This is a genomic window from Bifidobacterium lemurum (assembly GCF_014898175.1).
Classification (GTDB): Bacteria; Actinomycetota; Actinomycetes; order Actinomycetales; family Bifidobacteriaceae; genus Bifidobacterium; species Bifidobacterium lemurum.
Genome location: NZ_CP062948.1, coordinates 152303 through 174377 on the forward strand (window position 1 = coordinate 152303; position 22075 = coordinate 174377).

The following is a 22075-nucleotide window of genomic DNA, read 5'->3' on the forward strand; positions in this document are numbered from 1 at the left end:
AAGGCGTAACCCCGCGAGACAGGGGCTCACGGACGGCATAATAGGCAACAGAGATCACAAACCCGCCGGCTTGCCGGCCAATATAAGGGAGAATCCATGGATATCGAACTGGGCATTCAGAACGTCGCACGACCGGTGAGCTTCAGCACCGACGCCAGCGCCGACGAGGTCAGCCAGATCATCGAGAAGGCGATGGCGGACAACCGCACCATCAACCTGACGGACGACAAGGGCCGCCGCATCGTGGTGCCGGCGGGCGCGTTGGGATACGCGCTTATCGGCTCGGAGACCAAGCACGCCGTCGGTTTCGGCGCGCTTTAAACGTATCCTTAGGCGTATAACGGCAACACACCCCGCAGGGCGATGGCCTCGACGGTCGCATCGTCGGTGAGGTTCTCCCCCAGAGCGTTGGGTTTGCCCGCGCCATGCCAGTCGGAACCGCCGGTGACCAGCAATCCGTATCGCCGGCACAGTCCGAGCAGCCGCTCGCGCTGCTCGGGCGGGTTGCCCCGATGCCACACTTCCAATCCGTCCAGCCCCTCGTCGACCAAAGCGCGAATCTGATCGTCCGACAGGAGGTGGCGGTTGCGGCTGGTGTCTCCCGCATGCGCGACCAGAACGACGCCGCCGGCCGCTTTGACCGCGGCCACCACTTCATGCGTGGTCGGCGACGGCGTGGGGATGTAATAGCGTGATTTCGCGCTGACCGCGTCTTCGAAGGCCGCGGAACGGTCGCGGTACACGCCGGCCGCCACCAACGCGTCGGCGATATGGGGACGTCCGATGGTGGTGCGCTCCCCTTGTCTGACCTGCGCCAGCACCGCGTTCCAGTCGATGGGATAATCCTCGGCGAGCAGTTCCACCATGCGTTTGGTGCGTGCGAGGCGTGCGGCGCGGGTGTCGGCGAACAGGTCGCTGATCCGACGATTCGCGGGATCGTATTGGTAGGCGAGCATATGCACGGAGACCCTGCCGTCGACCGCGGTGACCTCCGTGCCGCGCAGCAGACGCAGGCCGTGCGTCCGCGCCGCCTGTTGCGCCTCGTCCCAGCCGGCCGTGGTGTCATGGTCGGCGATGGCCATGCCATGCAATCCCAGACGCGCGCATTCGGCAGCCAGCGTCGCTGGGCTTTCCGTACCGTCTGAGAACGCGGTATGGCAGTGGATGTCCCATCCGCGACTCGGCGGAACAGGCATGGGTTCAGGCTGGTTCATACGTTCCATCGTAGAGCCTGATCGTCCCTCGACAGGCGTGTTTCGACGATGAATGCGCGAAAACGAGTATCGCGCGCGCCGCCATGCGCGATGCGCACACGATGCTCGCACGATACATGCACGATGACGGTGCGTCGTGCGCGATACGTTTGGAATCCGCATGAGCATGCCGGTTCGGCTTGCGGTCCTATGCGGTCCCATGCGGCCCTATACGATCCTATGCGGAGGTCTTGCGATATAGTGATTTCGATTTCAAGCATCCATGAGATCCCATTCCCCGATCAAGGAGCGTGTCTATGACCAGCACCGAGAACGTCATCATCGACGAACGTCCACTGCGTGGATGGCGGCACAGCGCCTGGTGGACCTATCTGGTCATGCTGGTCGCCTCCGCGGTGGCGTTGGGTGCCTCGTTCGTGTTGGCGGCGGAAACCCTGCAGTTGGCGCGCCATCCCGAATCCGTATTGGGCTGCGACGTCAACAGCGTGGTCTCCTGCTCCGCGGTCGCGCAATCCTGGCAGGCGGAGATTATCAAATTCGGCGGATTGAGCTATCCGAACGCCTTCTTCGGCATCGCCGCCGAGTCGGTGTTCGTCACCGTCGCGGTGATCGGCATGGCGAAGGTCGCGGTGCCGCGCTGGTTCGCCGTCTGCACCTGGTTCGGCGGACTCGCCGCCCTCGCCTACGCCTACTGGCTGTTCTCGCAGTCGATGTTCGTGATCCAGGCCCTGTGCCCGTGGTGTCTGACGCTGATGTTCTCCACCACCATCCAGTTCATGGCGTTAAGCCACGCCACCGTGGCCGTGCGGAATCTGCCCGCCAAAGCCACCGGCCTGCGCACTTACTATCGTTTGGGCATCGATCTGATGATCGATGTGCTGTGGGTGGTGACGCTGGCCGTGCTGATCATCGTCGTGGAGGGGCCGGCGCTGTTCGCCTGACCGCATCCTAACGCAGCGCGATATCCCCCACCAGCGTCGCCGATCCGGTAAGCGTCACATTCGCGTCGGTCACGTCGACGCGCAGTATGCCGCCGCGCACGGTGATATCCCAGTGGTCGACGCCGGTGAGCGCGCGCAGGGTAATCGCGGTGGCGCACAGACCGGTGCCGCAGGACAGCGTCTCGCCGCAGCCCCGCTCATGCACGCGCATGACGGCCTTGCCCTCACGCGTGCTGGCGTTCACGGCGTCGATGCGCACGAACTCCACGTTCTGGTCGCTTTCGATCGCCGGCGAGACCCGCGGTTTGACCGTCAGATCCAAATCGTCCACATCCGGCAGCGTGGAGCCCAGCAATTCGGCGACGGACGCGCCGTTCAGAGCGCCGGAAGCGAGCAGACGCCCGTCCGCACCGGTCACCGCGACCACATGGGGGTTGCCCATATCCACGAAGGTGCCGCGCGCCGAACCGGGCGTTCCCGCGAGGGAGACCTCATACGCGCCGAGTTCCCCGATGCGCCACGCGCCCATATCCACGCGCAGCACATCGCGCCCATATGGTTCCACATCCCCCAAGGGGGTAAGCGTCTTCACGCCGGCTCGCGTGCCCAAGCGGAAAGGCTCGCCGCCGTTCGCAAGTCCGCGGTCCATCGCGAACAGGGTGATGGCGCGCGTGCCGTTGCCGCACATCTCGGCCAGCGAGCCGTCGGCGTTGCGGTAGTCCATGAACCATACGGCGCCGCCCGCCTCGCATGCCGCGCGTTGCGCCTCGTCGAGATCCGACACCGACCGGGGATGGGCCAGACGGATCAGTCCGTCGCCGCCGATGCCGCGATGGCGGTCGCATAGGAAGCGCACCTCGTCCGCCGTCGGTTCGAACCCGCCGGTCGGATCGGCGTAGACGACGAAATCATTGCCTGTGGCGTGGGCCTTGGTCACATGGTGAGGAATGGTCATACGCCCCAGCATACCCGCCACCATGCCGGCGTACCCGCATGCGACGGTGTAGTCTGGAAACGTTTGGCAAGGAGGTTGCGATGGCTTCGACGGCGCCGATCGGCGTATTCGATTCGGGATTGGGCGGCATCTCCGTGGTGCGCGAACTGCGGCGCGAGCTGCCCCACGAGCGTGTGCTCTATTTCGGCGATTCCGCCAACGCCCCTTACGGCACCAAAACGCCGGACCAGGTGCGGGAGCTGAGCTTCGCCATCGTGGAACGGTTCGTGCGGCAGGGGGCCAAGGCCGTGGTCATCGCCTGCAACACCGCCACCTCCGCTTCGGTCAACGAGCTGCGCGAGCGGTACGACATTCCCATCATCGGCATGGAGCCCGCGCTGAAGGTCGCCTGCGACCGCGGACGGGGACGACGCCAGCGCGTGATCGTCGCCGCCACTCCCCTGACGCTGCGCGAACGCAAATTCGCCGCGCTGATGGAACGATTCACCACCGACCATACGATTTTCCCCGAACCCTGCCCCGATCTGGTCGAGATCGTGGAGTCGGGCGGATTGGGCGACCATGACATGGTGATGGGTACGCTGCACCGCTACTTCGACCGGTATGATCTGGCCTCCATCGACGCGGTGGTGCTGGGATGCACGCATTTCGTGTTCTACCGCGACCACTTCCGCGAACTGCTGCCCGAGTCCGCCGCGGTCATCGACGGCAACGAAGGCACCGTGCGGCACTTGTCGGTGGTGTTGGAATCGTTGGGGCGTCTCGCGCCCGATTCGCAGAACGGTTCGGTCGATCTCGCCAACTCCGATCCTTCCGACCGTGTCGCCGCGTTGGCGCGCTCGCTGCTGGACGCCGCCTGAGCCACGGTTTTCCAGCCGATTGCGCTTTAGGCGAGTCGACGCGGGTTTGTCCGCGATACGCGCGTAATCTCGATATCAAGTCGTAAAGAAAGGGGACGTTCTCATGGCCAAGGGTACCGCGTTGATCGATGTGGGAGGCGGATTCCGCGCGATTTTCGGATGCGGGGTCATGGATCGGCTGATGGAGGCCGGCATCGACTTCGACCATTGCTACGGGGTGTCCGCGGGAGCGGCCAATATGACCTCGTATATCGCGCATCAGCGGGGGCGCAACCACAAGTTCTACACGGAGTACGCCTTCCGCAAGGAGTATGCGAGCGTGAACAGCTTCGTGAAGAACCACAACTTCGCGAACCTCGACTACATCTACGGCACGCTGAGCAACCACGACGGCGAATATCCCGTGGATTACGAAGCGTTCGCGGCGAATCCGACCCTGTTCACGGTGGTGGCGTGCAACGCCGAGGACGGTTCGACCATGTATTTCGACAAGTCCCGCGTGCGGTATGACGATTTCGATGTGGTCAAAGCCTCGTCGGCCGTGCCGGTGGCATGCGAGCCGTATGTGATCGACGGCGTGCCGTATTTCGACGGCGGCATCGCCGACCCGGTTCCGGTGCAAAAGGCGTTGGACGACGGCTATGAGCGCGTGGTGGTGATCCTCTCGCGTCTGAGGGACGAGGTCCGCGAGCAGAAGAAGGACCTCGCCCCGGCGAAGGTGCTGGAGCGCTTCTATCCGGCCGCGGCCGAGAGACTGCGCGAACGCTATCGCACCTACAACGACGAGGTGGCGCTGGCCAAGGAATACGAAAAGGACGGCCGTGTGCTCATCGTGGCGCCTGAGGACCTCTATGGCCTGAGCACCCTGAGCAAAAGCTTCGAGGGACTGGAGCGCATGTACCGCGCCGGTTACGCCGCGGCCGAACCCATCAAGGAGTTCCTGAACTCATAAACGGACGGACGTGCCCTCCGCGCTGAGACCCAGGCGGAGGGCGCGAGAGGACAAGTCCGGTTTCGTTACTTGACGAAGCCGGGTTCGCTGGTCGAATTGGCGGTGAGCATGGCCTTGGTGATCTGCTCGTAGAGGTCCTGGTAGCCGCCGGGCGTGGAGGCCGGCAGCACCACGGTTTTGGCGTTGTTCGACTCGGACAGCGAGCGCATCACGTCGAGATACTGGTTGAACAGCACCACGTTGTTCACGTCGGTGATGTTCATGCCCACGGCCTGCAGGCTTTTGATCTGGTCGACGATGCCGTTGGCGATCTCACGGCGGTAGTTGGCCTGTCCCTCGCCCTGCAGGCGGGTTTTCTCCGCCTCGGCGGCGGCCTGCGTCTCGATTTGGATGCGCTGGGCCTCGGCGCGCTGGCGGGTGGCCTCCTTCTCGCGCTGGGCGGCGTTGATGGAGTCCATCGCGTTCTTGACCTGCTGGCTGGGATCGATGGTGGTGATCAGGGTTTTCACCACGGTGAAGCCGAAGCGGGCCATCTCCTGTCCGACGGTTTTCTGCACGTCGGAGGCCACGTCGTCCTTGCGGGCGAAGGCGTCGTCGAGGGTGAGCGCCGGAATGGCGGAGCGCAGCGCGTCCTCCATATAGGAGCGCAGCTGTCCGGCCGGATCGCGCAGCTCGTAGTACGCGGTGGCCACATTCTGCGCGTTGACGCGGAACTGCGTGGATGCCACGACGGTGACGAACACGTTGTCGAGCGTTTTGGTCTCCAGCTGCACGTTGAGCTGGTTGACGCGCATATTCGTCTTCATCGCGATGCGGTCCACGAACGGAATCCGAACGTGGATGCCGGCGAACTGCACCTTATGCAGTTTGCCGAAGCGTTCGATGATGTACGCCTGCTGCTGCGGCACGATGAAAATCGCCGCGAACAACAGCACCACGATCAACGCCAGCACCACAACACCTATCAGCATCGCCGCTCCTATCATTCCCAATGTCGTTGACATAACCGTTCCCTTCATGAGGCGCCGCGGCAACCATTGCCGCGACGTCTCCCATCCTATCAACGACGTTCGCGAACGCCGAAGTCCCGGCTTCCCTGTCATCAGACGTGTACAGCGATACCGGCGCCGGCCGACGCAAGCCTTGGCTCAACGGAGGATGTCCGCGATCCGGCGCACGGCCTCGCGCAGCTCGTCATCGGATCTCAACAGGCTGAATCGCACGTACCCGACCCCCGTCGAACCGAAACACGAGCCAGGCAGCGCGGCGACGTGAGTCCTCTCCAACAGGAGGTCGGCGAATCGTCCGCCATCATAGCCGGCCGGCGCATGCGCCCACACATAAACGCCGCCCGGCGAGTCGAACACGTCGAGGCCTGCGGCGCGAAGCCCACGCGCCACTATGCCGCGCCGACGCGCGTAGCGTTCCGCCAGTTCGGCCACATGGCTTTGGTCGCCACGCAATGCCACGATGCCGGCATCCTGAACGCTGCCGGTGATCATGGAGCCCATCTGATAGTGGTATCGCTTGAGATGCGCGATGATATCGTCGTTGCCCGCGACGAAACCGGCACGCCATCCCGCCATCGCGTACATTTTCGACAGCGAGCACACCTCCACCGCCACATCGCACGCCCCCGGCACGGCGAGAACGCTTGTCTGCTGCGCATCGGCGCCGTTTCCGCCCACGCCGAGTCCCGCGTAGGCGAAATCCTGGACGACCACGAAACGATGCCGACGGGCCAGATCCACCGCTCGCCGCAGGAAATCAAACGGAGCCTGCGCTCCGGTGGGATTGTTGGGATAGTTGAGCACCAGAACCTTGACGCGCTCCCACACCTCTTGGGGAACCGCTTCCAGATCGGGCAGGAAATCCCGCTCCGCCAATGCCGGAAGCAGCACCTCCTCGGCTCCCGCCATCACCGACATGCAATGGTACGACGGGTAATACGGATCGACGAACGCGACGGCGTCCCCCGGATCGACAAGGATGGAGAACAGTCCGGCCAGACCATCGACCGCCCCCTCCACCGCGAACAATTGGCTGGTCCAGTCAAGATGAACCCCATGCACACGGGCGTACCAGTCGGCGGCGGCCTCCAGAAACTCCGGCTTGCCGTCGAACGGCGTGTACCGCGCGTTCGCCGGGTCGTCGACGGCTTTTTTCGCCGCCTCGCGGATGAACTCGGCCGGATACGCGTCCGGATTGCCTTTCGCCAGATCGATCACGTCGTGTCCTTCGGCGACGGCGGCGGCGACCTTGCGATCCATATCGGCGAAGACGTTCGGCGGAATCGAACGGGCCACCGTGGAGAATCCCACGGGAGAGACATGTGACGCCATCGCGGGCGCTCCTTTCCTTGAGGCTCAGTGCGTGGCCTTGCGGGCGCACCAATCGCCCGCCCATTGGATCAGTTGGACCAGCGCGATGAGAATGACGACGATCACGACCAGCACGCCGGTCTCATAGCGGTTGTAGCCGTATTGGATGGCCATGTCGCCGATGCCGCCGGCACCGATGGTCCCCACCATCGCGGAGTATCCGATCAGGGAGATCACGGTGAGCACCACGCCGCGGATGAACGAAGGCAGGGCCTGCGGAAACACCGCGTCGAGAATCACCTGGCGGACCGTGGCGCCGGTGGATACGGCCGCCTCCAGCAAACCGGAATCGACTTCGGCAAACGCGCTTTCCGCGATGCGGGCGAAGAACGGAACCGCGGCGATCGACAAGGAGATGGCTCCGCCGGTGGGCGTGTAGGGATCCCCCACCAGAAACTGCACGACGGGAATCAACACCACCATAAGGATGATGAACGGCATCGAACGAATCGCGTTGACGACGAATCCCACAACGGCGTTCACGACATGGTTCGGGGCGAACAGGCGGTTCTGCGTCAGATACAGCACCAAAGCCACCAGCGTGCCCAACGTCACGCCGATCAGCGTGGACACCGCCACCATATACGCGGTGTCAATCAGCGCCTGGCCGAGATTGTTTCGCAGAATTTCCCAAGTATCCATCCCATTGCCTTCCTTTTATTCCGCGTCCGCGACGACGAGGGATTCCCCGAACGGCGGCTGATCCAACGCGTCACGGTCGATTTCGTGGAATCCGTACACATGCGATTTCAAATCGTCGAGCGCGCGGGCGACCGACAGGTCTCCGCCGGCGTTCGCGCCATGACCATCCGGACCTGCGGCCTCACCCACCTGCACGATCAGCGTGCCGATGGCCTGCGAGCCGAAATACTCCACATTCGCATGCAGCACATTCACCGAAACCCCGTACCGTCGCACCACCTCGCTGATCAACGGCGTCAGCGCGTCCCTCCCCTTGTACCGTAATTCCACGATGCGCCCGGCGGGCAGCGACGGAGTCAGTTGCGGCGGGATCGCAATGCCGAGGTAACGCTCCGCCAACGCGCGAGTGGTGGGGTGACGGGGGTCGCTGAATACGGTGAAGGTGTCGCCTTGTTCGACGATGCGTCCGTTCTCCATAACCGCCACACGGTCGAAAAGCTGTTTGGCGACGTCAAGCTGGTGTGTGATGAACACGATGGTGATGCCGAGCTCCCGGTTGATGCGCCGCAGCAACGTCAGTATCCCCTCGGTGGTCTCCACGTCGAGCGCGCTGGTCGCCTCGTCGCACAGCAGAACCTCCGGCTTGTTGGCCAGCGCGCGGGCGATGGACACCCGCTGCCTCTGCCCGCCCGACAGGCTTGCCGGATAGCTCTCGGCCTTGCTCTCCAACCCCACCAGCGCGAGCAGTTCGCGCACGCGGGCGTCCCATCCGTCGCGCGGCCAACCGCCGGCCTTAAGCGCGAACTCGATGTTCTTGCCGACCGTCACGTTGGAGATCAGATTGAATCCTTGGAACACGAAGCCGACGCGCTTGCGCAGCGCCCGCAGTTCGGCGCCCTTCGCGTCGGTGATGTCCTTGCCGTCGAACAGCACGCGTCCGCCGGTCGGACGTTCCAGCAGGTTGATGGTGCGCACCAGCGTGCTTTTGCCCGCGCCGGAGAATCCGACGATGCCGTATATCTCCCCCGGTTCCACCGTGAGATCCACATGACTGACGGCGGCGATATTCTGCCGTCCTTCATGGAAGGTGACGGACACATCCTTCAATTCGATGACGCTCATCGTTTCCTCTCTTCGTTCCGACCTGCGATGCGACGGCCGCGGCGGTCGGTCGACCGTCCCGCCGCGGCGGTGCAGCTGTCGCGCAGGGCCGTCGCGCCTGTTATGGTTGGTTTTGGTCCCTGTTGCAGTCCGGCCGGTCGTCACCACGAGGTGGGCTTGCCGAAATCGGCGAATTCGCTGTCGGCGATGGCCTCCTTGAATTCGTCGCTGACCAGCAGATCCTTGACCTTGGTGGCGAAATCGCCGTCGGCGTCCTTGGTGTTCACCACGAACACGTTGATCACGCCATCGGATTGCCGTTCGCTCGCCAGCGCTTCGGAGGGTTTGAGACCGGCCGCCCAAGCGAAATTGCCGGGGACCAGACTGACGTCGACCGAACTGAGCGAACGGGCCAGCTGGGCGGCGTCCAACGTCTTGAACTGCAGGTTCTTCGGATTGGAGGCGATGTCGTCGATGGTGGCCTTGGTCGCGTCCACATCCCCATCGAGCGTCACCAGCCCCTGCTGTTCCAGAACCCCGAGGGAACGGGCCAGATTGCTGCCGTCGCTGGCGATGGCCACGGTGGCGCCGTCGGCGATGTCGTCGATCGACTGGTAGACGTTGGAGTAGATGCCCAATCCCAATGTGGGCACCTGTCCGAGAGCGGTCAGGTCGAGATCGTTGTCGGCCGTGAACGTCTCCAGATAATTGGAATGCTGGAACAGGTTGGCTTGGATGCTGCCGGCCGCCAGAGCCTTGTCGGGCTGCACGTAATCGTTGAACAGTTTGGTGGTCAGCTTGTATCCGTCGTCCTCCAGAAGCGGGGCGATCACGTCGGTGACCATGTCGCCGTACGGTCCGGGGCACACGCCGACGACGATCTGTGTGGTCTCGCCTTCGGCGGGAGCGTCGGTCAGATCGGCGTCGGCGGCGTTCGCGGAGCCGCAGGCTGCGATGGATGCCAGCGCTGCGAACACAAGAGCGGCCGTCACGCCACGCTTGACGGCGGCGGCGATATTGGAAGTGGTCATGGTCGTTTCCCTCTCTAACGAAAACACACATCGCCATGCGATGTCGTTGGTGTTCGACGGTTTTCCCCAACCGTCGAGCATCAGACTAACCACTGCGCGAACGCCACACGCGCCATGGGTTATCGGGGCTTGTTATACCGCTTTCAAAGCGGTATCAGCGGATGTTATGGCGTTTTATCAGCGGCCGGCACCTTCCTTGTCTCACGAGACGGAAGACATGCGAAAGCCCGGACGCGAGCTCCGTCTGAATGCGCGTCCGGGCATGGGATGATATGGGAGGCGACGGTCAGCCGTTGGTGTCGGCGGCATCGGGATGGTGGATGGCGAACGCGTGTTCGGCGAGATGCAGTTCACGCGTCAGCATCTCATGGAGTTTGCACGGATATCCATGTTCGCGTCCGATCGAGGCGATGTACCCGTTGATGTAGTCCACCTCCGTGGGCCGTCCTTTGGTCAGGTCCTGATACATCGAGGGGTAATGGAGCGGATGGGCCACCCCGGCGGTGCGCAGGATGGTCTCGACCTCGGATTCCCGCGTTCCCAGAAGCGTGATTCCGGCATGTTCCGCGGCGCGGTACGCCTCGTCGACCAGCTGTTCGGTCAGCCAACGCGAATCGGGATGCCGTTCGAATTCGCCGAAACGGATCTGATACATCGTGCACAACGTGTTCAGCACCGAGTTGAACACGATTTTCGCCATGCACATGCCGAGGAAATCGTCCACGATGGTGGGGTTGAGCGTGGCGGCTTTGAAATCCTCGAAGATGGCGAGTTCCTTCTCATCCGGCTCATGCCCGTCGTACGCGCACATGTTCATCGCTTTGGCGTGCGCGCCGCCGGTGAAGTTGAAATCGCCCGGACCATACACGTACGCGCCAATCAGCGCGGTGCCCCCATAGATGCGGTCCGCGGAGAAATACTCGTTGAGACGCTCGAAGTGGCCGTATCCGTTCATCGCGGAGAACACGACCTGATGGTCGCGGAACAGATGGGCCGTGCGGCTCAGGAATTCCGGCAGCTGTTGCTGCTTGACGAATACGATCCAGACATCCGGCTCCCCCTGATATTCCTCGGGATAGTACACATCAATCGGCACCAGCCTGCGATCTTTGCCGTCCTGCGAGACGAACGCGCCTCCCTGATTGCGGATCGTCGTGATGTTGGATTCCCAGGTGTCGATGAAATCGACCTGTCTGCCGGCGAGCTCCTGCAACAGCACACCGTATTGGATGCCCATGCCGCCCGCGCCGAGAACCGCGTATCGCATCGTTTGCCTTCCTTCCCGTTCACTGTGTTTTTCTCGATGCCAACGTATCCGTTCCTGGAACGCCGCGGGCCGGCGTGGCTATATGGATTAGTTATGAGGGGTTCGCACGGACGGCTGCCGCCTGACGTTCCGTGCGACTTTTCCGCACAGGAACGCACATGGACCTCACATAGCAAAATGGCGTGACTCCAAGGAATCACGCCATTTCATGTGCGTTTCGACCCGTTATCAGGGTCGCACGGGAGCCCTCGGGGACGAGGCCCGTGCGAAGGGCTCCAATCAGACCTGGCCGCCCTCCACGACGATGTCGTCGGGATCCACGTCGTCGCCGTAGACCGGCTGGAGCGTCTCCTCATAGTCGTTGTGGAAGAAGTTCTCGTCGGCGAGCGCGGCGATCTCATCGTTGATGAAGTCGAGCAGCTCCGTGTTGCCCTTCTGCACGGCGGGCGCGATGGTGTCCACGTCGCCCAGGCTGGTCACGCCCACGGTGAAGCCCTCGTTGGACTTGGCCCAGGCGAGCACCTCGGTGTTGTCGGTGGAGAAGGCGTCGCCGCGGCCGTCGAGCAGCGCGTTGTAGGCGTCGGCGTACTGGTCGTACTTCTGCAGGGTCACGTTCGGATAGTTCTCCTCGAAGTAGGTTTCGGCGGTGGTGCCCTTGACCACGATGAGGGTTTTGCCGTCCAGCTCGCTCACGTCCGAGATCACGGCGGATTCGGGCGAGACGATGCCGAGCGAGACCTTCATGTACGGATCGGCGAAGTCGACCTTTTCGGCGCGCTCGTCGGTGACGGTGAAGTTGGCGAGCACCACGTCGACCTTGTTGGAGGTCAGCACGTCCACACGGGCGGCGGCGTCCACGGAGGTGTATTCGGGTTCGACGCCGAGGTCCTCGGCGAGACGTTCCGCGAACACCACGTCGTAGCCGGCGTAGTCGCCATTGGCGTCCACATAGCCGAACGGCGCCTTGTCGGAGAACACGGCGACCTTGAGCACGCCGGATTCCTTGATTTCGTCAAGCGTGCGCGCGGTCGCGGAGGTCGTGGCCGTGGTGTCGTCGGAGGCGCTGTCGCTCGGCGTGCCGGCGGAAGGGCCGCAGGCGGCGAGCGAGCCCGCCATGATCAGCGCCGCCGAGGCGGCGAGCAGGGTTTTGAATGGTTTGGCCAATGATGCGTTCATGGCGTCTCCTTCTCTTGGGTGTGGTTGTTGCAGGGTAGGCCGGTATACGACAAGCGGCGCTTGGCGTCTCATCCGACAAGTATGGCGTGCGATTGTGTCGCGATTGTTGTGCGTCCGTGGCCGTGGAGGCCGGGCGGCCGGTCAGCGTTCCGCGCGTTCGAATTCGAAGGTGTGCAGGAACTGCCGTGCCCGCTCGGTTCGCGGCTGGGTGAAGAAACGTTCCGGATCGTCGGATTGCTCGACGATCACACCGTCCTCCAGCAGCACGACGTGGTCGGCGATGGCGCGGGCGAAGGGCATCTCATGCGTGACGATCAGCATGGTCTGCCCCTGTTTCGCGAGGTCGAGGATCACATCGAGCACCTCACGCACCATCTCAGGGTCGAGCGCGGCGGTCACCTCGTCGAACAGCAGTATCTCCGGATGCAGGATCAACGCGCGGCAGATGGCCACACGCTGGCGCTGCCCGCCCGAAAGTTCGTGGGGCCAGGCGTCCTTGCGGTCGGCCAATCCGACGCGTTCGAGCAGCCGCACGGCTTCGGCCTCGACCTGCGTTTTGTCGCGTTTCTGCACGATGGTCGGAGCCAGGACGAGGTTGCCGAGCACGGTTTTGTTCGGGAACAGGTCGTAGCTTTGGAACACCATGCCGATGCGCGTGCGCAGCTCGCTGCTTCTGTCGGATCGGCCGGACTTCTCACTGCCGGGTCTGCCGGTTTCGATGATCTGATCGTCCAACGCGATGGTGCCGCCTTGGATCGGCTCGAGTCCGGCGACGGTGCGCAGCAGGGTCGACTTGCCCGATCCGGACGGGCCGACGATCACCAGAACCTGCCCTTTGGGCACGCTTAACGAGATGCCGTCGAGCACCGGATGGTCGGCGTTGGCGTACTGCTTGGTCAGACCGGTCAGGGTCAGCGCGGCGGGAGCCTCGGCGCCGGCGTCCGGCTGGACCGCGGTCGCGTTGGTCTGGATTGCGTCAGCCATTGGCCCACCTCTTTTCGAGTCTGCGGGTCACGATCGACAGCGGCCAGCACACGATGAAATACATGAAGAAGATCGCGCCGTACACCCACAGCGTGCCGTCGGGATATTGGAAACGGTTCACGTCGATGATCTGCTGGCCCACCTTGATGACCTCCACCACGCCGAGCAGCACGGCCAGCGACGTGGTTTTGACGATGCGGGTGGCGAGGTTCACCGACGCGGGCAGCATCCGACGCACGGCCTGCGGCAGGATCACGCGAGCGAAGGTCTGCCACGGGCTCAATCCCAGCACATACGCGGACTCGTACTGCGCCTTGGGAATCGAGGTGAGCGCGCCGCGCACGAGGTCGCCCAGCTCGGCGCCGCCCCACAGCACGAACACGAGCACGCAGGCGCCGGTCGCGTCGAGGTTCCAGTTGAACCATCGGGCGAAACCGTAGTAGGCGAGGAACAGCAGGGCGAGCTGCGGCATGATGCGGATGAAGTCGAGGTACACGCGCATGACGGCGCGCACGATCGGATTGCGCAGCGTCATCAGCCAGCCGACCAGCAGGCCGACGGGAACGGACGCGCCCACGGAGACGCCCGCGATCCACACGGTGACCCACAGGCCTTGCAGCAGCCGCGGGAACACACCCGGCTGCAGGAGGATCTCAGCGCTTTGCATAGTCGAACCTCCTTTCGAGCCAGGTGCCGAACAGCGAAACCGGAAGCAGGATGACCAGATAGGCCACGACGAGCATGAACAGCGACTCGTAGGTGCTGTAGTACATGCCGATCAGGTCCTTGGCCATGTACATCACGTCGGCGAGCGCGATGGCGGATACGACGGAGGATTCCTTGATGAGGAAGATCACGTTGGCGACCACGCCCGGCACGGCGGTGGAGACGGCCTGCGGCAGCACCACGCGGGAGAGCGACTGCATGGGGCTCAATCCCAGCACGTACGCGGTCTCGCGCTGCACATCGGGCACGGCTTCAAGGCCACCGCGGATGGCCTCGGCCATATAGGAGCCGCCGAGGAAGCCGAGTCCCACGATGGCGCAGGTTTCGGCGGACCAGACGATGCCCAGTTTCGGCAGGCCGAAGTAGAGGAAGTAGAGCTGCACCAACAGCGGGGTGTTGCGGCTGAGTTCGATGTAGACGCGTACGATCTGGCGCGCGACCGGAATGCGCGCGGTATCGACGCCGGCGCAGACCAGTCCGACGGCGAGGGCGAGCAGGATGCCGAACACGGAGATGAACAGCGTCATCAGCGTGCCGGAGACGAAGAAGGGCGCGTAACGCTCGACGAATGTCCAATCGAACATGGCGTTGGCTCCTTTCCTTGTCTTCATCTCTCGTTGGCCCGCGCGGTGTCGCGTTCGACCGGCTTATATCGGCGGCTGCGAACCAGCGCGGCACGATGTCGGCCGGCGTGACGAGCGGCCGTTTCGGCGTGCGTTGTTCGCCCGCCGCGGCGAGTTGCTTTATTGTGACACACGCCTGCGCGTTATGCCCTATGCGAAGCGGGCATATGCCCGCATACGCGAAAGTCATAGTACGTGGCGCGCGCGGCGCTTGCGGCGGCGTGGCTATAGGCGTTGCTTATAGACCGTGCAACCGCGAGTCCGTCACGTTCCTGTCACGTCCGCGCCGCGTCCCGGCATGCCGCGTGCGGATGCCGGACTGCGTGCCGCACGAATGCGGCCCGTCCGCAGGTCTTCCGTCCCCGCGTACGGCGACGTGGGAGCAGAGCTCCACCACCACGCCGTACGACATGGTCCACGACGTTTCTGCCCCGCGTATGGCGACGCAACCGTGTAATCTCAGGCTACTGAAATACCGCTAGATTGGTGGTAAACGCTGCCCACAGTATGAGACGTCCGTTCCCCAAACGAAAGAGGCATTATGGAAGTCACCACCGCGATCACGTCCCTGCATGGCTCCGCCCAAACCCCCGTGTTCGTGTTGTTGCATGGGTGGGGCGCCGATGAGCGGGATCTGCCCGATCTGCTGAACTATTGCGCGCGGGGCGCGGATTATGCGTCGTTGCGCGCGCCGATCGCATACGGCATGGGGTACACGTGGTTTGGCGAGTGGGCGCATGAGGGCGCGCCGGAGGGCGAGTCGCTCGACCGTCAGGCCTTGCAGGCGGCCGAGGCGGTGGATCGGTGGGTCGCCGAGCATATCCCCGCCGACCGCAAGGTAGTGATGATGGGCTTCTCGCAGGGCGGACTGCTGGCGGCGCACATGCTGAGGCTGAATCCGTCGCGCTATATGGCCGCGGTCGCCTTCTCCGGATGGCTCGCGCCGGGCGCGCTGCCGGGCGACGAAACCTTGGCCGAGTCGAAACCGCCGGTATTCTACGGGCGCGGCGCGCTCGACCCGATTTTCTCAGGCGACGAGGTCGCGGCCATGTCCGACTTCTGGGGCGGGCACGGCACGCTGGACGAGCACGTCTATCCCGGTGTGGCGCACGGTATCTGCATGGATGAGATGCGCGATGTGGCAAAATTCCTGGAACGAATCGGCGCCGTACGACCAACGATCTGGTAGTCCCGCCGCCGCGCTCCCGCCGTGCCCACCGTCATGCCGAGCGCACCTCATCGTCATGCCGAGCGTAGTCGAGGCATCTCATCCCAAGCTCTGGTCTTTGCGCGCCCGCTCCTCTATGATGGCAATCATGTCTCAATCTGCCGCTTCCCACCGCACATCCGTCCGCCTATGGATTCCCGACCAGCCCGGCGCTTGGGCGATGGCGCTGCTGCCCGCCATCGCGGGAATCGCGCTCACCGGCGCCAATCCCACGAATCTGTGGCTTTTGGGCTTGTGGCTGCTGTGCTATTGCACGCAGTTCACCGCCGCCCGGTGGGTGAAGTCGCGGTTCCGCAAACGCTACCGTCTGCCGGCGTTGGTGTATGGCGCGGTGCTGGTGGTGCTGGGCGTGCCATTCGTGGTGATGCATCCGCACGTGCTGATATGGGCGCCGCTGTATGTGGTACTGCTCGCGCTGTCGATGCTGGCCGCATGGCGTAGGCAGGAGCGGACTTTGTGGGGCAATGGGGTGGCGATCGTCGCCGCGTGCGCGATGGCCGTGGTCACCGCGTCGTTCGGTGCGGATGTCGTGGCCGGTGTGATGCCGATGTCCGAGGGAGCGCCGCTGGAGCAGTATCTTACGAACGTGTATCCACCGTTCCCGCGCATCGGCGTTCTTGCAGCGCTTCTGTTCGCCGTGACGCAGTTCGGGTCGGTGCTGTTCGTCAAAACGATGATTCGCGAGCGCGGCAGTGTGCCGTATCTCGTCGCGTCGATCACATGGCATGTGGGGATGGTCATCGGCGGTTTCGTGTTATCCCCCGCGCTCGGCGGCACCGCGCTGGTGTTGCTGGCCCGCGCTGTGGCGCTGCCGCTGATCGCCAACAAATTCACGCTCAAACCGATTGTTCCCGGACTGATCGAGCTGTTCGCCAGTCTGCTGACCTTCGCGACGATCATCATGTCCGTGCCATGGCTGGCGATCTAGCGCTGGATGACGATATCCCGTCCCATAATTGGGACCATGCCTACGATTCGTCATGCCTCGCTTGCCGACCTTGATGCCATCGCCGCCGTGGAGATGGCTTGCTTCCCCGCCGCCGAAGCCGCGACCAAAGAAGGACTTCACGCCCGACTGGAAGTTTACCCCGACTTTTTCTGGCTGCTGACGGAGGATGGGCAGGGCGGAGACATCATCTCATTCATCAACGGATTCGCCACGGACAGCCCCGACCTGACTGACGACATGTATGAGGATGCGACGCTGCATGATCCGCATGGCGCATGGCAGATGATCTTCGGCGTGGACACCGCGCCCCAATACCAGCATCAGGGCCACGCCGGCACCGTGATGCGCCAGGTCATCGCCGACGCCAGCGCTGCCGGCCGCCGCGGACTGGTTCTCACCTGCAAGGAACCCCTCATCGGCTTCTACGCCCAATTCGGCTTCCTCGACGAAGGCGTCTCCGACTCCACCCACGGCAACGTAACCTGGCACCAAATGCGCCTGACGTTCTAGAAGCCGATGTGTCCGGAACGGTTGTGCAGCGTCGGCTCCTCATCGAGTGTGACCGGATCGAATGACGCCGGATCATCGACAAAGCGCTCAATCAACCGCCATTGCCTGCGTGAGATGCCGATACGGTCATCGGGACGGACCATCAACACCGGTGCCGTCGGGTTTAACGATTCCAACTGCATCGCCACACTGTCATAGCATTCTTCATCATCGATCCAGACGATTGGCGCGGGACCATCGGACTGGCGTTCAGCCTCAACTCGGCGAAACACCGTTCCGCGTTTGCCAGTGAGACGTCCCTGACCGGAAACCGGGTCATACCAAGTCACCGTGTCGACGATTTCCGGATCCCAACCCAAGGTTTCATTCAGTGCAGCCGTGAACGGCTGCCACGTCGACAGCCAATTCAGCTCGATATTCCCCTCCGAGGCCATTGCGTGCAGCGCATCGGTCAGCTCATCCGACCAGCGAACCCGAAACTTGCCCATAGGAGTCGGCACTCGTCTTGTTCGATCCAGAAGGAACGCATTACCCACGTCGTACAGCGTTTTGCGCGGGTCGCCGTCCTTCAGCCAATCCAGATGCGCCTGCCCTCCGCGACGCAACACCTTGTCATCCGGAAAAGCATTCAGCACCCCATCAAAGTCGGTATACACAACCGGTTTCGCCATCATCCCTCCCCACAGCACTTCAAAACACACGTCTACGCGTAATAGGAATAATCCGCATCATACCGCCGATATCCGGCGTTGCCTCGCGAGCTAAGCTACATTTAACTCGATAAATGTAGCTTAGCGAATTTTAAGCAACAGATATCGCCATCGACGTTCGTCGTAATGTTTGAGCGCGAAATTGGATTCCGTTCGTCATAAATAATGAGCGCGAAATCCCGCGCGGCCCGCGTCGTTCGCGGGGATGCTTGCCTTATGGAAGGCAGACTGGACATGGCCACGAGAAAACGGCTGACGAACAGGTTCAAGGCGGAGTACGCCAAGGGCGACAAGAAACAGAAGGGCGAGATCCTCGACCGCCTCGAGGCCGTCGGGATGGGCAGGTCCACCGCCCGGCGGCTGCTCACGCAGGCGGAGAGGGAGAAACCCGTGAAAGGCGCGGCGCGGGGCAGGCGGCCGAAGTACGACGCGGGCGCGCAGCGGCTGCTGGAGCGCCTGTGGCTGCTCATGGGCATGCCGTGCGGCCCGTACATGAAGGCCATGTTCGACCAGTGGATTCCCGCGCTCCTGGCGAACGGCGAGCTCGACGGCATCGACGGCGACGCGCTGGACCAGGTGCTGGCGATGAGTCCGTCGACCATCGACCGGCGGCTCAGACCGCTCAAACAGGCCGCCATGCCGAAGGGCGCGTCGCTGACCCGGCCGGCCGCGGAGCACATGCGCAACTCGATCAGGATCCGCAAATGCACCGACGAGACAATCCGCGTTCCCGGCCTGGCCGAGGCAGACACCGTGGCCCACTGCGGGCCCAGCATGAAGGGCGAGTTCGCCCGCACCCTGACGATGGTGGACTACGCGACGAACTGGACCGTGAACGTCACCGCCCGCAACAATGCCAAATCCAACATCAAGGCAGCGGTCGCCACCGCCCTGCCGCTCTTCCCGTTTCCCGTCACCTGCTTCGACTCCGACAACGGCGTCGAGTTCATCAACGACGAGCTCGTCGACTGGCTGCTCGAACAGGACATCGAACAGACCCGCAGCCGCCCGTACAGGAAGAACGACCAGGCCACCGTCGAGTCGCGCAACAACCACGTCGTCAGGAAATACGCGTTCCACTGGCGCTACGACACCGCGCAGCAGCGCGAGCTGCTCAACCGGCTGTGGGCGAAGACCTACGTGCTGCTGAACCTGTTCACGCCCACCCGCAAGCCCGTGCGCGTCGACCAGGGGCGCGACGGGCGCAGGAAGACCGTGTACGACGAGCCCCGCACCCCGTGGGCGCGCGTGCTGGAGCACGACGCCGCCGACCGCGCCGCCGGGGGCGGCGGATACGTCGTCGACGACGCCCGCCGCCGCATCGAGGGGATCATCGCCGCCACCAACCCCGCCCGCCTCAACCGCGAGATCGCCGTCATCCAGGACGAACTCGAACGCGTCAGCCGGGACCGCACCGAGGCGATGGCCCGCCGCGCCGGCCTGGACATGGGATACTTGGGAAAGGCGATCGAACGCATGCGCGCCGACGCCGGACAAAACGACAAATAGATCGCAGGCACCGTTTCGCGCTCACCCATTACGACAAACGAACAACGATTACGCGCTCACTTATTAATGACGAACCTCGCCATTACACAGCGTCTCAGCCACGAGAAAAGCAGCTCTACAGACTGAATTCCGAGCATCATCAACCCCAACCATAGCGAGCGGCTCTCGACTGGAAGAACAGTCGAGAGCCGCTTGAAAGCAGAAGATCAGATGCGCATAGCGAGACCTTGCTCTGATTCCGCGACTTCAAGGAACCGAGGATGCTCGGGTTCGTGATCATTCTGCGCATGCATTGCAAAGTAGCGTTTGCCATCAGGCCCGGTGAACAGCATTCCATGCCCGCCTTGGCCAATCAAAGGCTTGTGCTCGTGTACCCATTGCCCACGAATGCTGCCGTCGGAGGACACGGCCTGCCCGACTGAATATCCCTGTTCCGACCAGCTGGACCACAGCATGACCAGCTTTCCTTGCAAGGTTTTCTCAAGGAAAGGACCGTCGGAGAAATAGGCTGGCCCATCGATGCCGAATTCAGCCTTCGCGAATGGCACCGGCACGCTCCAAGATGCGTCGGACGCCCGAAATACGGTGAATGGATTTCCAATCGCATGGGTCAAATCGGAGGATACCTCCACCGCATCCATATTTCCCTCGGGCACATCTTCAAGAGAATGCGAATACACCAAGTAGACCTTATCGTCTTCTTCGTAGAGCGTACCGTCGATACAGGCCTGAGCCGGATCAGTAAGGCGAGACAGATAGACGAATGGGCCAACGGGCGATTCCGATTCCAACACATTCACCGATTTGCGGCCTTCGACATCTGCCAAAGTGGCGATCAGATAGAATTTGCCGTTGCGGCGGTAGCATTCCGGAGCCCAGTACGCGCGCTCCGCCCAAAAACCTTCCGGCTTGTGGAAAACCTCAACAGGCCCATTCCATTGGACGCAATCATCGCTAACGTAGCAATCGAATCCGTCCATCTCTCCCCATACGCCTTCGGCACGGGTTCCGTACATGTAGTAGCTTCCGTCATATTCCATAACGAAAGGGTCGCGAATATTAATCTGTTCAAGATTCATCGTCACATCCCATTTCTTGTTCATACCAACGGGTCGCCATTCACCGAACAGCGTCCAGACAATGCTTCTGGTAGTTCGTCACGCCAAGGACAACGGCAACGATCAGAGCCATGGTAGCGCCAATGCACATCGCTCCCGCGGCTGTGGATCCGAACAGTCCGTTGATGGCGTTGACCACCACCGGACTGGCGAAACCGCCAAGCGCGTTCGCCGTGGTCATAGCGGCGATGCCGAGAGGGATCAGATACGGCTTCTCAAGCACGGTGATGAGAAAGGGCGCTTGAGCGTAGTACACACTCAGTCCCGCACCGACGAAGAAGCATCCGATGACGAGCACCAGCAGATTGGGAGCGAATCCGACAACAAGAAGAGCGACGCCTTCGATGACGAATCCAAGCATCAACAGGTGATTGGTGATGCGTTTCGCCAGCCGTCCGATAAGCAGGCCTGCGATCAAACCGCCCAACTGGCCGATGGTGGTGGCGAGACCGGCGGTGCCGCTATCGCCAAGATTGTTCTGAGCGACCAGCAGCGCGAGGTTGTTGCTGTATGCGTTGTTGGCGATCAGGAAGAAGAAACCAGCCGCGAGCAGGAACAGGACCTTAGGTGTCAACGCCTGCGTGATGGAGAATTTCTGTTCGCCTCGGTTCCCATCCTCGGCCACCGCATCTTTAGGAAGAGTGAACCAGCAAACCAGCAAGACAATCGCAGCGAACAGGTATACCAGATAGGCGTAGTACCAAGCGACGGTGCCCAGCATTCCTGCGGCGTAGATGAAGACCATCGCGCCGATGCTGGCGAAGGCGACCTGCTTGCCCATCATTCCTTGACGCTGCTCCACATCGTAATGCTCGGAGATGAAGGCCGGCAACGTATTGTTGATAAGACCCAAGCACACACCCAGGCATCCGGACAATGCGATAACGACGCTCAGACTCGAATGCACGATAAACGGCAGGAATCCGAACACCAAGACGCCAGCGATACCAAGCAATGCGACGGTTTTGCGCGAAAAGAGCTGCACGAGCTTGCCTGTGCACCAAGCTCCGACCAGAGCCGTCAGCGTGGAGACAGAAACGATCATCTGCACGCTGCTCAGCGAAGCTTGCGGAAAAGCCTCCGCCACGAGTCCGATAACCGGAGTGATGAAGATTCCTGACAACGAAATCATGCTTAACGTCAGGATACCTATTGTCGGTTTTGCGATACGCATACTATTCTCCTCGAAAACAACCTT

At 62.6% G+C, this 22075-nt stretch carries 23 protein-coding genes; 8 read left to right on the forward strand and 15 right to left on the reverse strand.

From position 1 onward, the window contains the following. Positions 1 to 96 precede the first annotated feature (96 nt). On the forward strand, positions 97 to 321 hold the full coding sequence (locus BL8807_RS00655) for a DUF3107 domain-containing protein (protein ID WP_072726849.1): 225 nt from the start codon (positions 97 to 99) through the stop codon (positions 319 to 321). Between the two features lie 8 nt (positions 322 to 329). Here BL8807_RS00655 and BL8807_RS00660 read toward each other — a convergent pair whose 3' ends face one another. Further along, positions 330 to 1214: a PHP domain-containing protein gene (locus BL8807_RS00660; RefSeq protein WP_072726850.1), complete on the reverse strand. Its 885-nt coding sequence runs from the start codon at positions 1212 to 1214 to the stop codon at positions 330 to 332. Positions 1215 to 1510: 296 nt separating this feature from the next. On the opposite strand from BL8807_RS00660, the gene BL8807_RS00665 reads away from it, so the two are divergent. Further along, on the forward strand, positions 1511 to 2155 hold the full coding sequence (locus BL8807_RS00665; protein ID WP_072726851.1) for a vitamin K epoxide reductase family protein: 645 nt from the start codon (positions 1511 to 1513) through the stop codon (positions 2153 to 2155). Positions 2156 to 2162: 7 nt separating this feature from the next. Here the strand turns inward: BL8807_RS00665 and dapF are convergent, their stop codons facing one another. Next, positions 2163 to 3110, reverse strand: a complete 948-nt coding sequence (gene dapF, locus BL8807_RS00670; protein ID WP_072726874.1) for a diaminopimelate epimerase — start codon at positions 3108 to 3110, stop codon at positions 2163 to 2165. Between the two features lie 80 nt (positions 3111 to 3190). On the opposite strand from dapF, the gene murI reads away from it, so the two are divergent. After that, positions 3191 to 3970: a glutamate racemase gene (murI, locus tag BL8807_RS00675; RefSeq protein ID WP_072726852.1), complete on the forward strand. Its 780-nt coding sequence runs from the start codon at positions 3191 to 3193 to the stop codon at positions 3968 to 3970. A gap of 103 nt (positions 3971 to 4073) precedes the next feature. Further along, positions 4074 to 4922: a patatin-like phospholipase family protein gene (locus BL8807_RS00680; RefSeq protein ID WP_072726853.1), complete on the forward strand. Its 849-nt coding sequence runs from the start codon at positions 4074 to 4076 to the stop codon at positions 4920 to 4922. A gap of 65 nt (positions 4923 to 4987) precedes the next feature. On the opposite strand, the gene BL8807_RS00685 is transcribed toward BL8807_RS00680, so the two are convergent. The 10 genes from BL8807_RS00685 to BL8807_RS00730 all read right to left on the reverse strand — a co-directional run bounded on the left by BL8807_RS00685 (position 4988) and on the right by BL8807_RS00730 (position 14814). Next, complete coding sequence (locus BL8807_RS00685; RefSeq protein WP_370737560.1) at positions 4988 to 5893, reverse strand: SPFH domain-containing protein; 906 nt, start codon at positions 5891 to 5893, stop codon at positions 4988 to 4990. 177 nt (positions 5894 to 6070) lie between these two features. After that, positions 6071 to 7264: a pyridoxal phosphate-dependent aminotransferase gene (locus BL8807_RS00690; protein ID WP_072726855.1), complete on the reverse strand. Its 1194-nt coding sequence runs from the start codon at positions 7262 to 7264 to the stop codon at positions 6071 to 6073. A 24-nt stretch (positions 7265 to 7288) separates the two neighbouring features. After that, positions 7289 to 7945 carry a methionine ABC transporter permease gene (locus BL8807_RS00695; RefSeq protein ID WP_072726856.1) on the reverse strand — a complete coding sequence of 219 codons (657 nt, stop codon included), beginning with the start codon at positions 7943 to 7945 and terminating at the stop codon, positions 7289 to 7291. 15 nt (positions 7946 to 7960) lie between these two features. Continuing rightward, positions 7961 to 9067 (reverse strand): methionine ABC transporter ATP-binding protein, encoded by a 1107-nt coding sequence (locus BL8807_RS00700; RefSeq protein ID WP_072726857.1) that lies wholly within the window; start codon positions 9065 to 9067, stop codon positions 7961 to 7963. Positions 9068 to 9207: 140 nt separating this feature from the next. Beyond that, entirely contained in the window at positions 9208 to 10077 is an 870-nt protein-coding gene (locus BL8807_RS00705) for a MetQ/NlpA family ABC transporter substrate-binding protein (protein WP_072726858.1), read from the reverse strand. A gap of 286 nt (positions 10078 to 10363) precedes the next feature. Continuing rightward, on the reverse strand, positions 10364 to 11344 hold the full coding sequence (locus BL8807_RS00710) for a ketopantoate reductase family protein (protein ID WP_072726859.1): 981 nt from the start codon (positions 11342 to 11344) through the stop codon (positions 10364 to 10366). A gap of 279 nt (positions 11345 to 11623) precedes the next feature. Then, positions 11624 to 12520 carry a cysteine ABC transporter substrate-binding protein gene (locus BL8807_RS00715; RefSeq protein ID WP_072726860.1) on the reverse strand — a complete coding sequence of 299 codons (897 nt, stop codon included), beginning with the start codon at positions 12518 to 12520 and terminating at the stop codon, positions 11624 to 11626. Between the two features lie 141 nt (positions 12521 to 12661). Beyond that, complete coding sequence (locus BL8807_RS00720) at positions 12662 to 13504, reverse strand: amino acid ABC transporter ATP-binding protein (protein WP_072726861.1); 843 nt, start codon at positions 13502 to 13504, stop codon at positions 12662 to 12664. Beyond that, the gene (locus tag BL8807_RS00725; protein ID WP_072726862.1) at positions 13497 to 14171 is read right to left on the reverse strand and encodes an amino acid ABC transporter permease; all 675 of its coding nucleotides are present in this window, start codon (positions 14169 to 14171) and stop codon (positions 13497 to 13499) included. Before BL8807_RS00725 ends, BL8807_RS00720 begins: the two co-directional genes overlap by 8 nt. Continuing rightward, the gene (locus BL8807_RS00730) at positions 14158 to 14814 is read right to left on the reverse strand and encodes an amino acid ABC transporter permease (RefSeq protein ID WP_072726863.1); all 657 of its coding nucleotides are present in this window, start codon (positions 14812 to 14814) and stop codon (positions 14158 to 14160) included. Before BL8807_RS00730 ends, BL8807_RS00725 begins: the two co-directional genes overlap by 14 nt. A 580-nt stretch (positions 14815 to 15394) precedes the next feature. Here BL8807_RS00730 and BL8807_RS00735 point away from each other — a divergent pair. From BL8807_RS00735 to BL8807_RS00745, 3 genes are all read left to right on the forward strand, one after another. Further along, positions 15395 to 16042, forward strand: a complete 648-nt coding sequence (locus BL8807_RS00735; RefSeq protein WP_072726864.1) for an alpha/beta hydrolase — start codon at positions 15395 to 15397, stop codon at positions 16040 to 16042. Positions 16043 to 16169: 127 nt separating this feature from the next. Next, positions 16170 to 17009 (forward strand): YwiC-like family protein, encoded by an 840-nt coding sequence (locus BL8807_RS00740; protein ID WP_072726865.1) that lies wholly within the window; start codon positions 16170 to 16172, stop codon positions 17007 to 17009. Between the two features lie 36 nt (positions 17010 to 17045). Next, complete coding sequence (locus tag BL8807_RS00745; RefSeq protein ID WP_094725420.1) at positions 17046 to 17540, forward strand: GNAT family N-acetyltransferase; 495 nt, start codon at positions 17046 to 17048, stop codon at positions 17538 to 17540. On the opposite strand, the gene BL8807_RS00750 is transcribed toward BL8807_RS00745, so the two are convergent. Beyond that, positions 17537 to 18214 carry a hypothetical protein gene (locus BL8807_RS00750; protein WP_094725419.1) on the reverse strand — a complete coding sequence of 226 codons (678 nt, stop codon included), beginning with the start codon at positions 18212 to 18214 and terminating at the stop codon, positions 17537 to 17539. The two genes, BL8807_RS00745 and BL8807_RS00750, sit on opposite strands and share 4 nt — an antisense overlap. A gap of 270 nt (positions 18215 to 18484) precedes the next feature. On the opposite strand from BL8807_RS00750, the gene BL8807_RS00755 reads away from it, so the two are divergent. Beyond that, complete coding sequence (locus BL8807_RS00755; RefSeq protein ID WP_226805655.1) at positions 18485 to 19759, forward strand: integrase catalytic domain-containing protein; 1275 nt, start codon at positions 18485 to 18487, stop codon at positions 19757 to 19759. 206 nt (positions 19760 to 19965) lie between these two features. Here the strand turns inward: BL8807_RS00755 and BL8807_RS00760 are convergent, their stop codons facing one another. Both BL8807_RS00760 and BL8807_RS00765 read right to left on the reverse strand, forming a co-directional pair. Next, positions 19966 to 20862 (reverse strand): glycoside hydrolase family 43 protein, encoded by an 897-nt coding sequence (locus BL8807_RS00760; RefSeq protein ID WP_083570396.1) that lies wholly within the window; start codon positions 20860 to 20862, stop codon positions 19966 to 19968. Positions 20863 to 20878: 16 nt separating this feature from the next. Next, positions 20879 to 22051, reverse strand: a complete 1173-nt coding sequence (locus BL8807_RS00765; protein ID WP_158217144.1) for an MFS transporter — start codon at positions 22049 to 22051, stop codon at positions 20879 to 20881. Positions 22052 to 22075: the final 24 nt, after the last annotated feature.

Bases quoted from the DNA above. Each gene is read 5' to 3' on its own strand.
- BL8807_RS00655 (WP_072726849.1), top strand. From the start codon at position 97: ATGGATATCGAACTGGGCATTCAGAACGTCGCACGACCGGTGAGCTTC.
- BL8807_RS00660 (WP_072726850.1), bottom strand. From the start codon at position 1,214: ATGAACCAGCCTGAACCCATGCCTGTTCCGCCGAGTCGCGGATGGGAC.
- BL8807_RS00665 (WP_072726851.1), top strand. From the start codon at position 1,511: ATGACCAGCACCGAGAACGTCATCATCGACGAACGTCCACTGCGTGGA.
- dapF (WP_072726874.1), bottom strand. From the start codon at position 3,110: ATGACCATTCCTCACCATGTGACCAAGGCCCACGCCACAGGCAATGAT.
- murI (WP_072726852.1), top strand. From the start codon at position 3,191: ATGGCTTCGACGGCGCCGATCGGCGTATTCGATTCGGGATTGGGCGGC.
- BL8807_RS00680 (WP_072726853.1), top strand. From the start codon at position 4,074: ATGGCCAAGGGTACCGCGTTGATCGATGTGGGAGGCGGATTCCGCGCG.
- BL8807_RS00685 (WP_370737560.1), bottom strand. From the start codon at position 5,893: ATGCTGATAGGTGTTGTGGTGCTGGCGTTGATCGTGGTGCTGTTGTTC.
- BL8807_RS00690 (WP_072726855.1), bottom strand. From the start codon at position 7,264: ATGGCGTCACATGTCTCTCCCGTGGGATTCTCCACGGTGGCCCGTTCG.
- BL8807_RS00695 (WP_072726856.1), bottom strand. From the start codon at position 7,945: ATGGATACTTGGGAAATTCTGCGAAACAATCTCGGCCAGGCGCTGATT.
- BL8807_RS00700 (WP_072726857.1), bottom strand. From the start codon at position 9,067: ATGAGCGTCATCGAATTGAAGGATGTGTCCGTCACCTTCCATGAAGGA.
- BL8807_RS00705 (WP_072726858.1), bottom strand. From the start codon at position 10,077: ATGACCACTTCCAATATCGCCGCCGCCGTCAAGCGTGGCGTGACGGCC.
- BL8807_RS00710 (WP_072726859.1), bottom strand. From the start codon at position 11,344: ATGCGATACGCGGTTCTCGGCGCGGGCGGCATGGGCATCCAATACGGT.
- BL8807_RS00715 (WP_072726860.1), bottom strand. From the start codon at position 12,520: ATGAACGCATCATTGGCCAAACCATTCAAAACCCTGCTCGCCGCCTCG.
- BL8807_RS00720 (WP_072726861.1), bottom strand. From the start codon at position 13,504: ATGGCTGACGCAATCCAGACCAACGCGACCGCGGTCCAGCCGGACGCC.
- BL8807_RS00725 (WP_072726862.1), bottom strand. From the start codon at position 14,171: ATGCAAAGCGCTGAGATCCTCCTGCAGCCGGGTGTGTTCCCGCGGCTG.
- BL8807_RS00730 (WP_072726863.1), bottom strand. From the start codon at position 14,814: ATGTTCGATTGGACATTCGTCGAGCGTTACGCGCCCTTCTTCGTCTCC.
- BL8807_RS00735 (WP_072726864.1), top strand. From the start codon at position 15,395: ATGGAAGTCACCACCGCGATCACGTCCCTGCATGGCTCCGCCCAAACC.
- BL8807_RS00740 (WP_072726865.1), top strand. From the start codon at position 16,170: ATGTCTCAATCTGCCGCTTCCCACCGCACATCCGTCCGCCTATGGATT.
- BL8807_RS00745 (WP_094725420.1), top strand. From the start codon at position 17,046: ATGCCTACGATTCGTCATGCCTCGCTTGCCGACCTTGATGCCATCGCC.
- BL8807_RS00750 (WP_094725419.1), bottom strand. From the start codon at position 18,214: ATGATGGCGAAACCGGTTGTGTATACCGACTTTGATGGGGTGCTGAAT.
- BL8807_RS00755 (WP_226805655.1), top strand. From the start codon at position 18,485: ATGGCCACGAGAAAACGGCTGACGAACAGGTTCAAGGCGGAGTACGCC.
- BL8807_RS00760 (WP_083570396.1), bottom strand. From the start codon at position 20,862: ATGAACAAGAAATGGGATGTGACGATGAATCTTGAACAGATTAATATT.
- BL8807_RS00765 (WP_158217144.1), bottom strand. From the start codon at position 22,051: ATGCGTATCGCAAAACCGACAATAGGTATCCTGACGTTAAGCATGATT.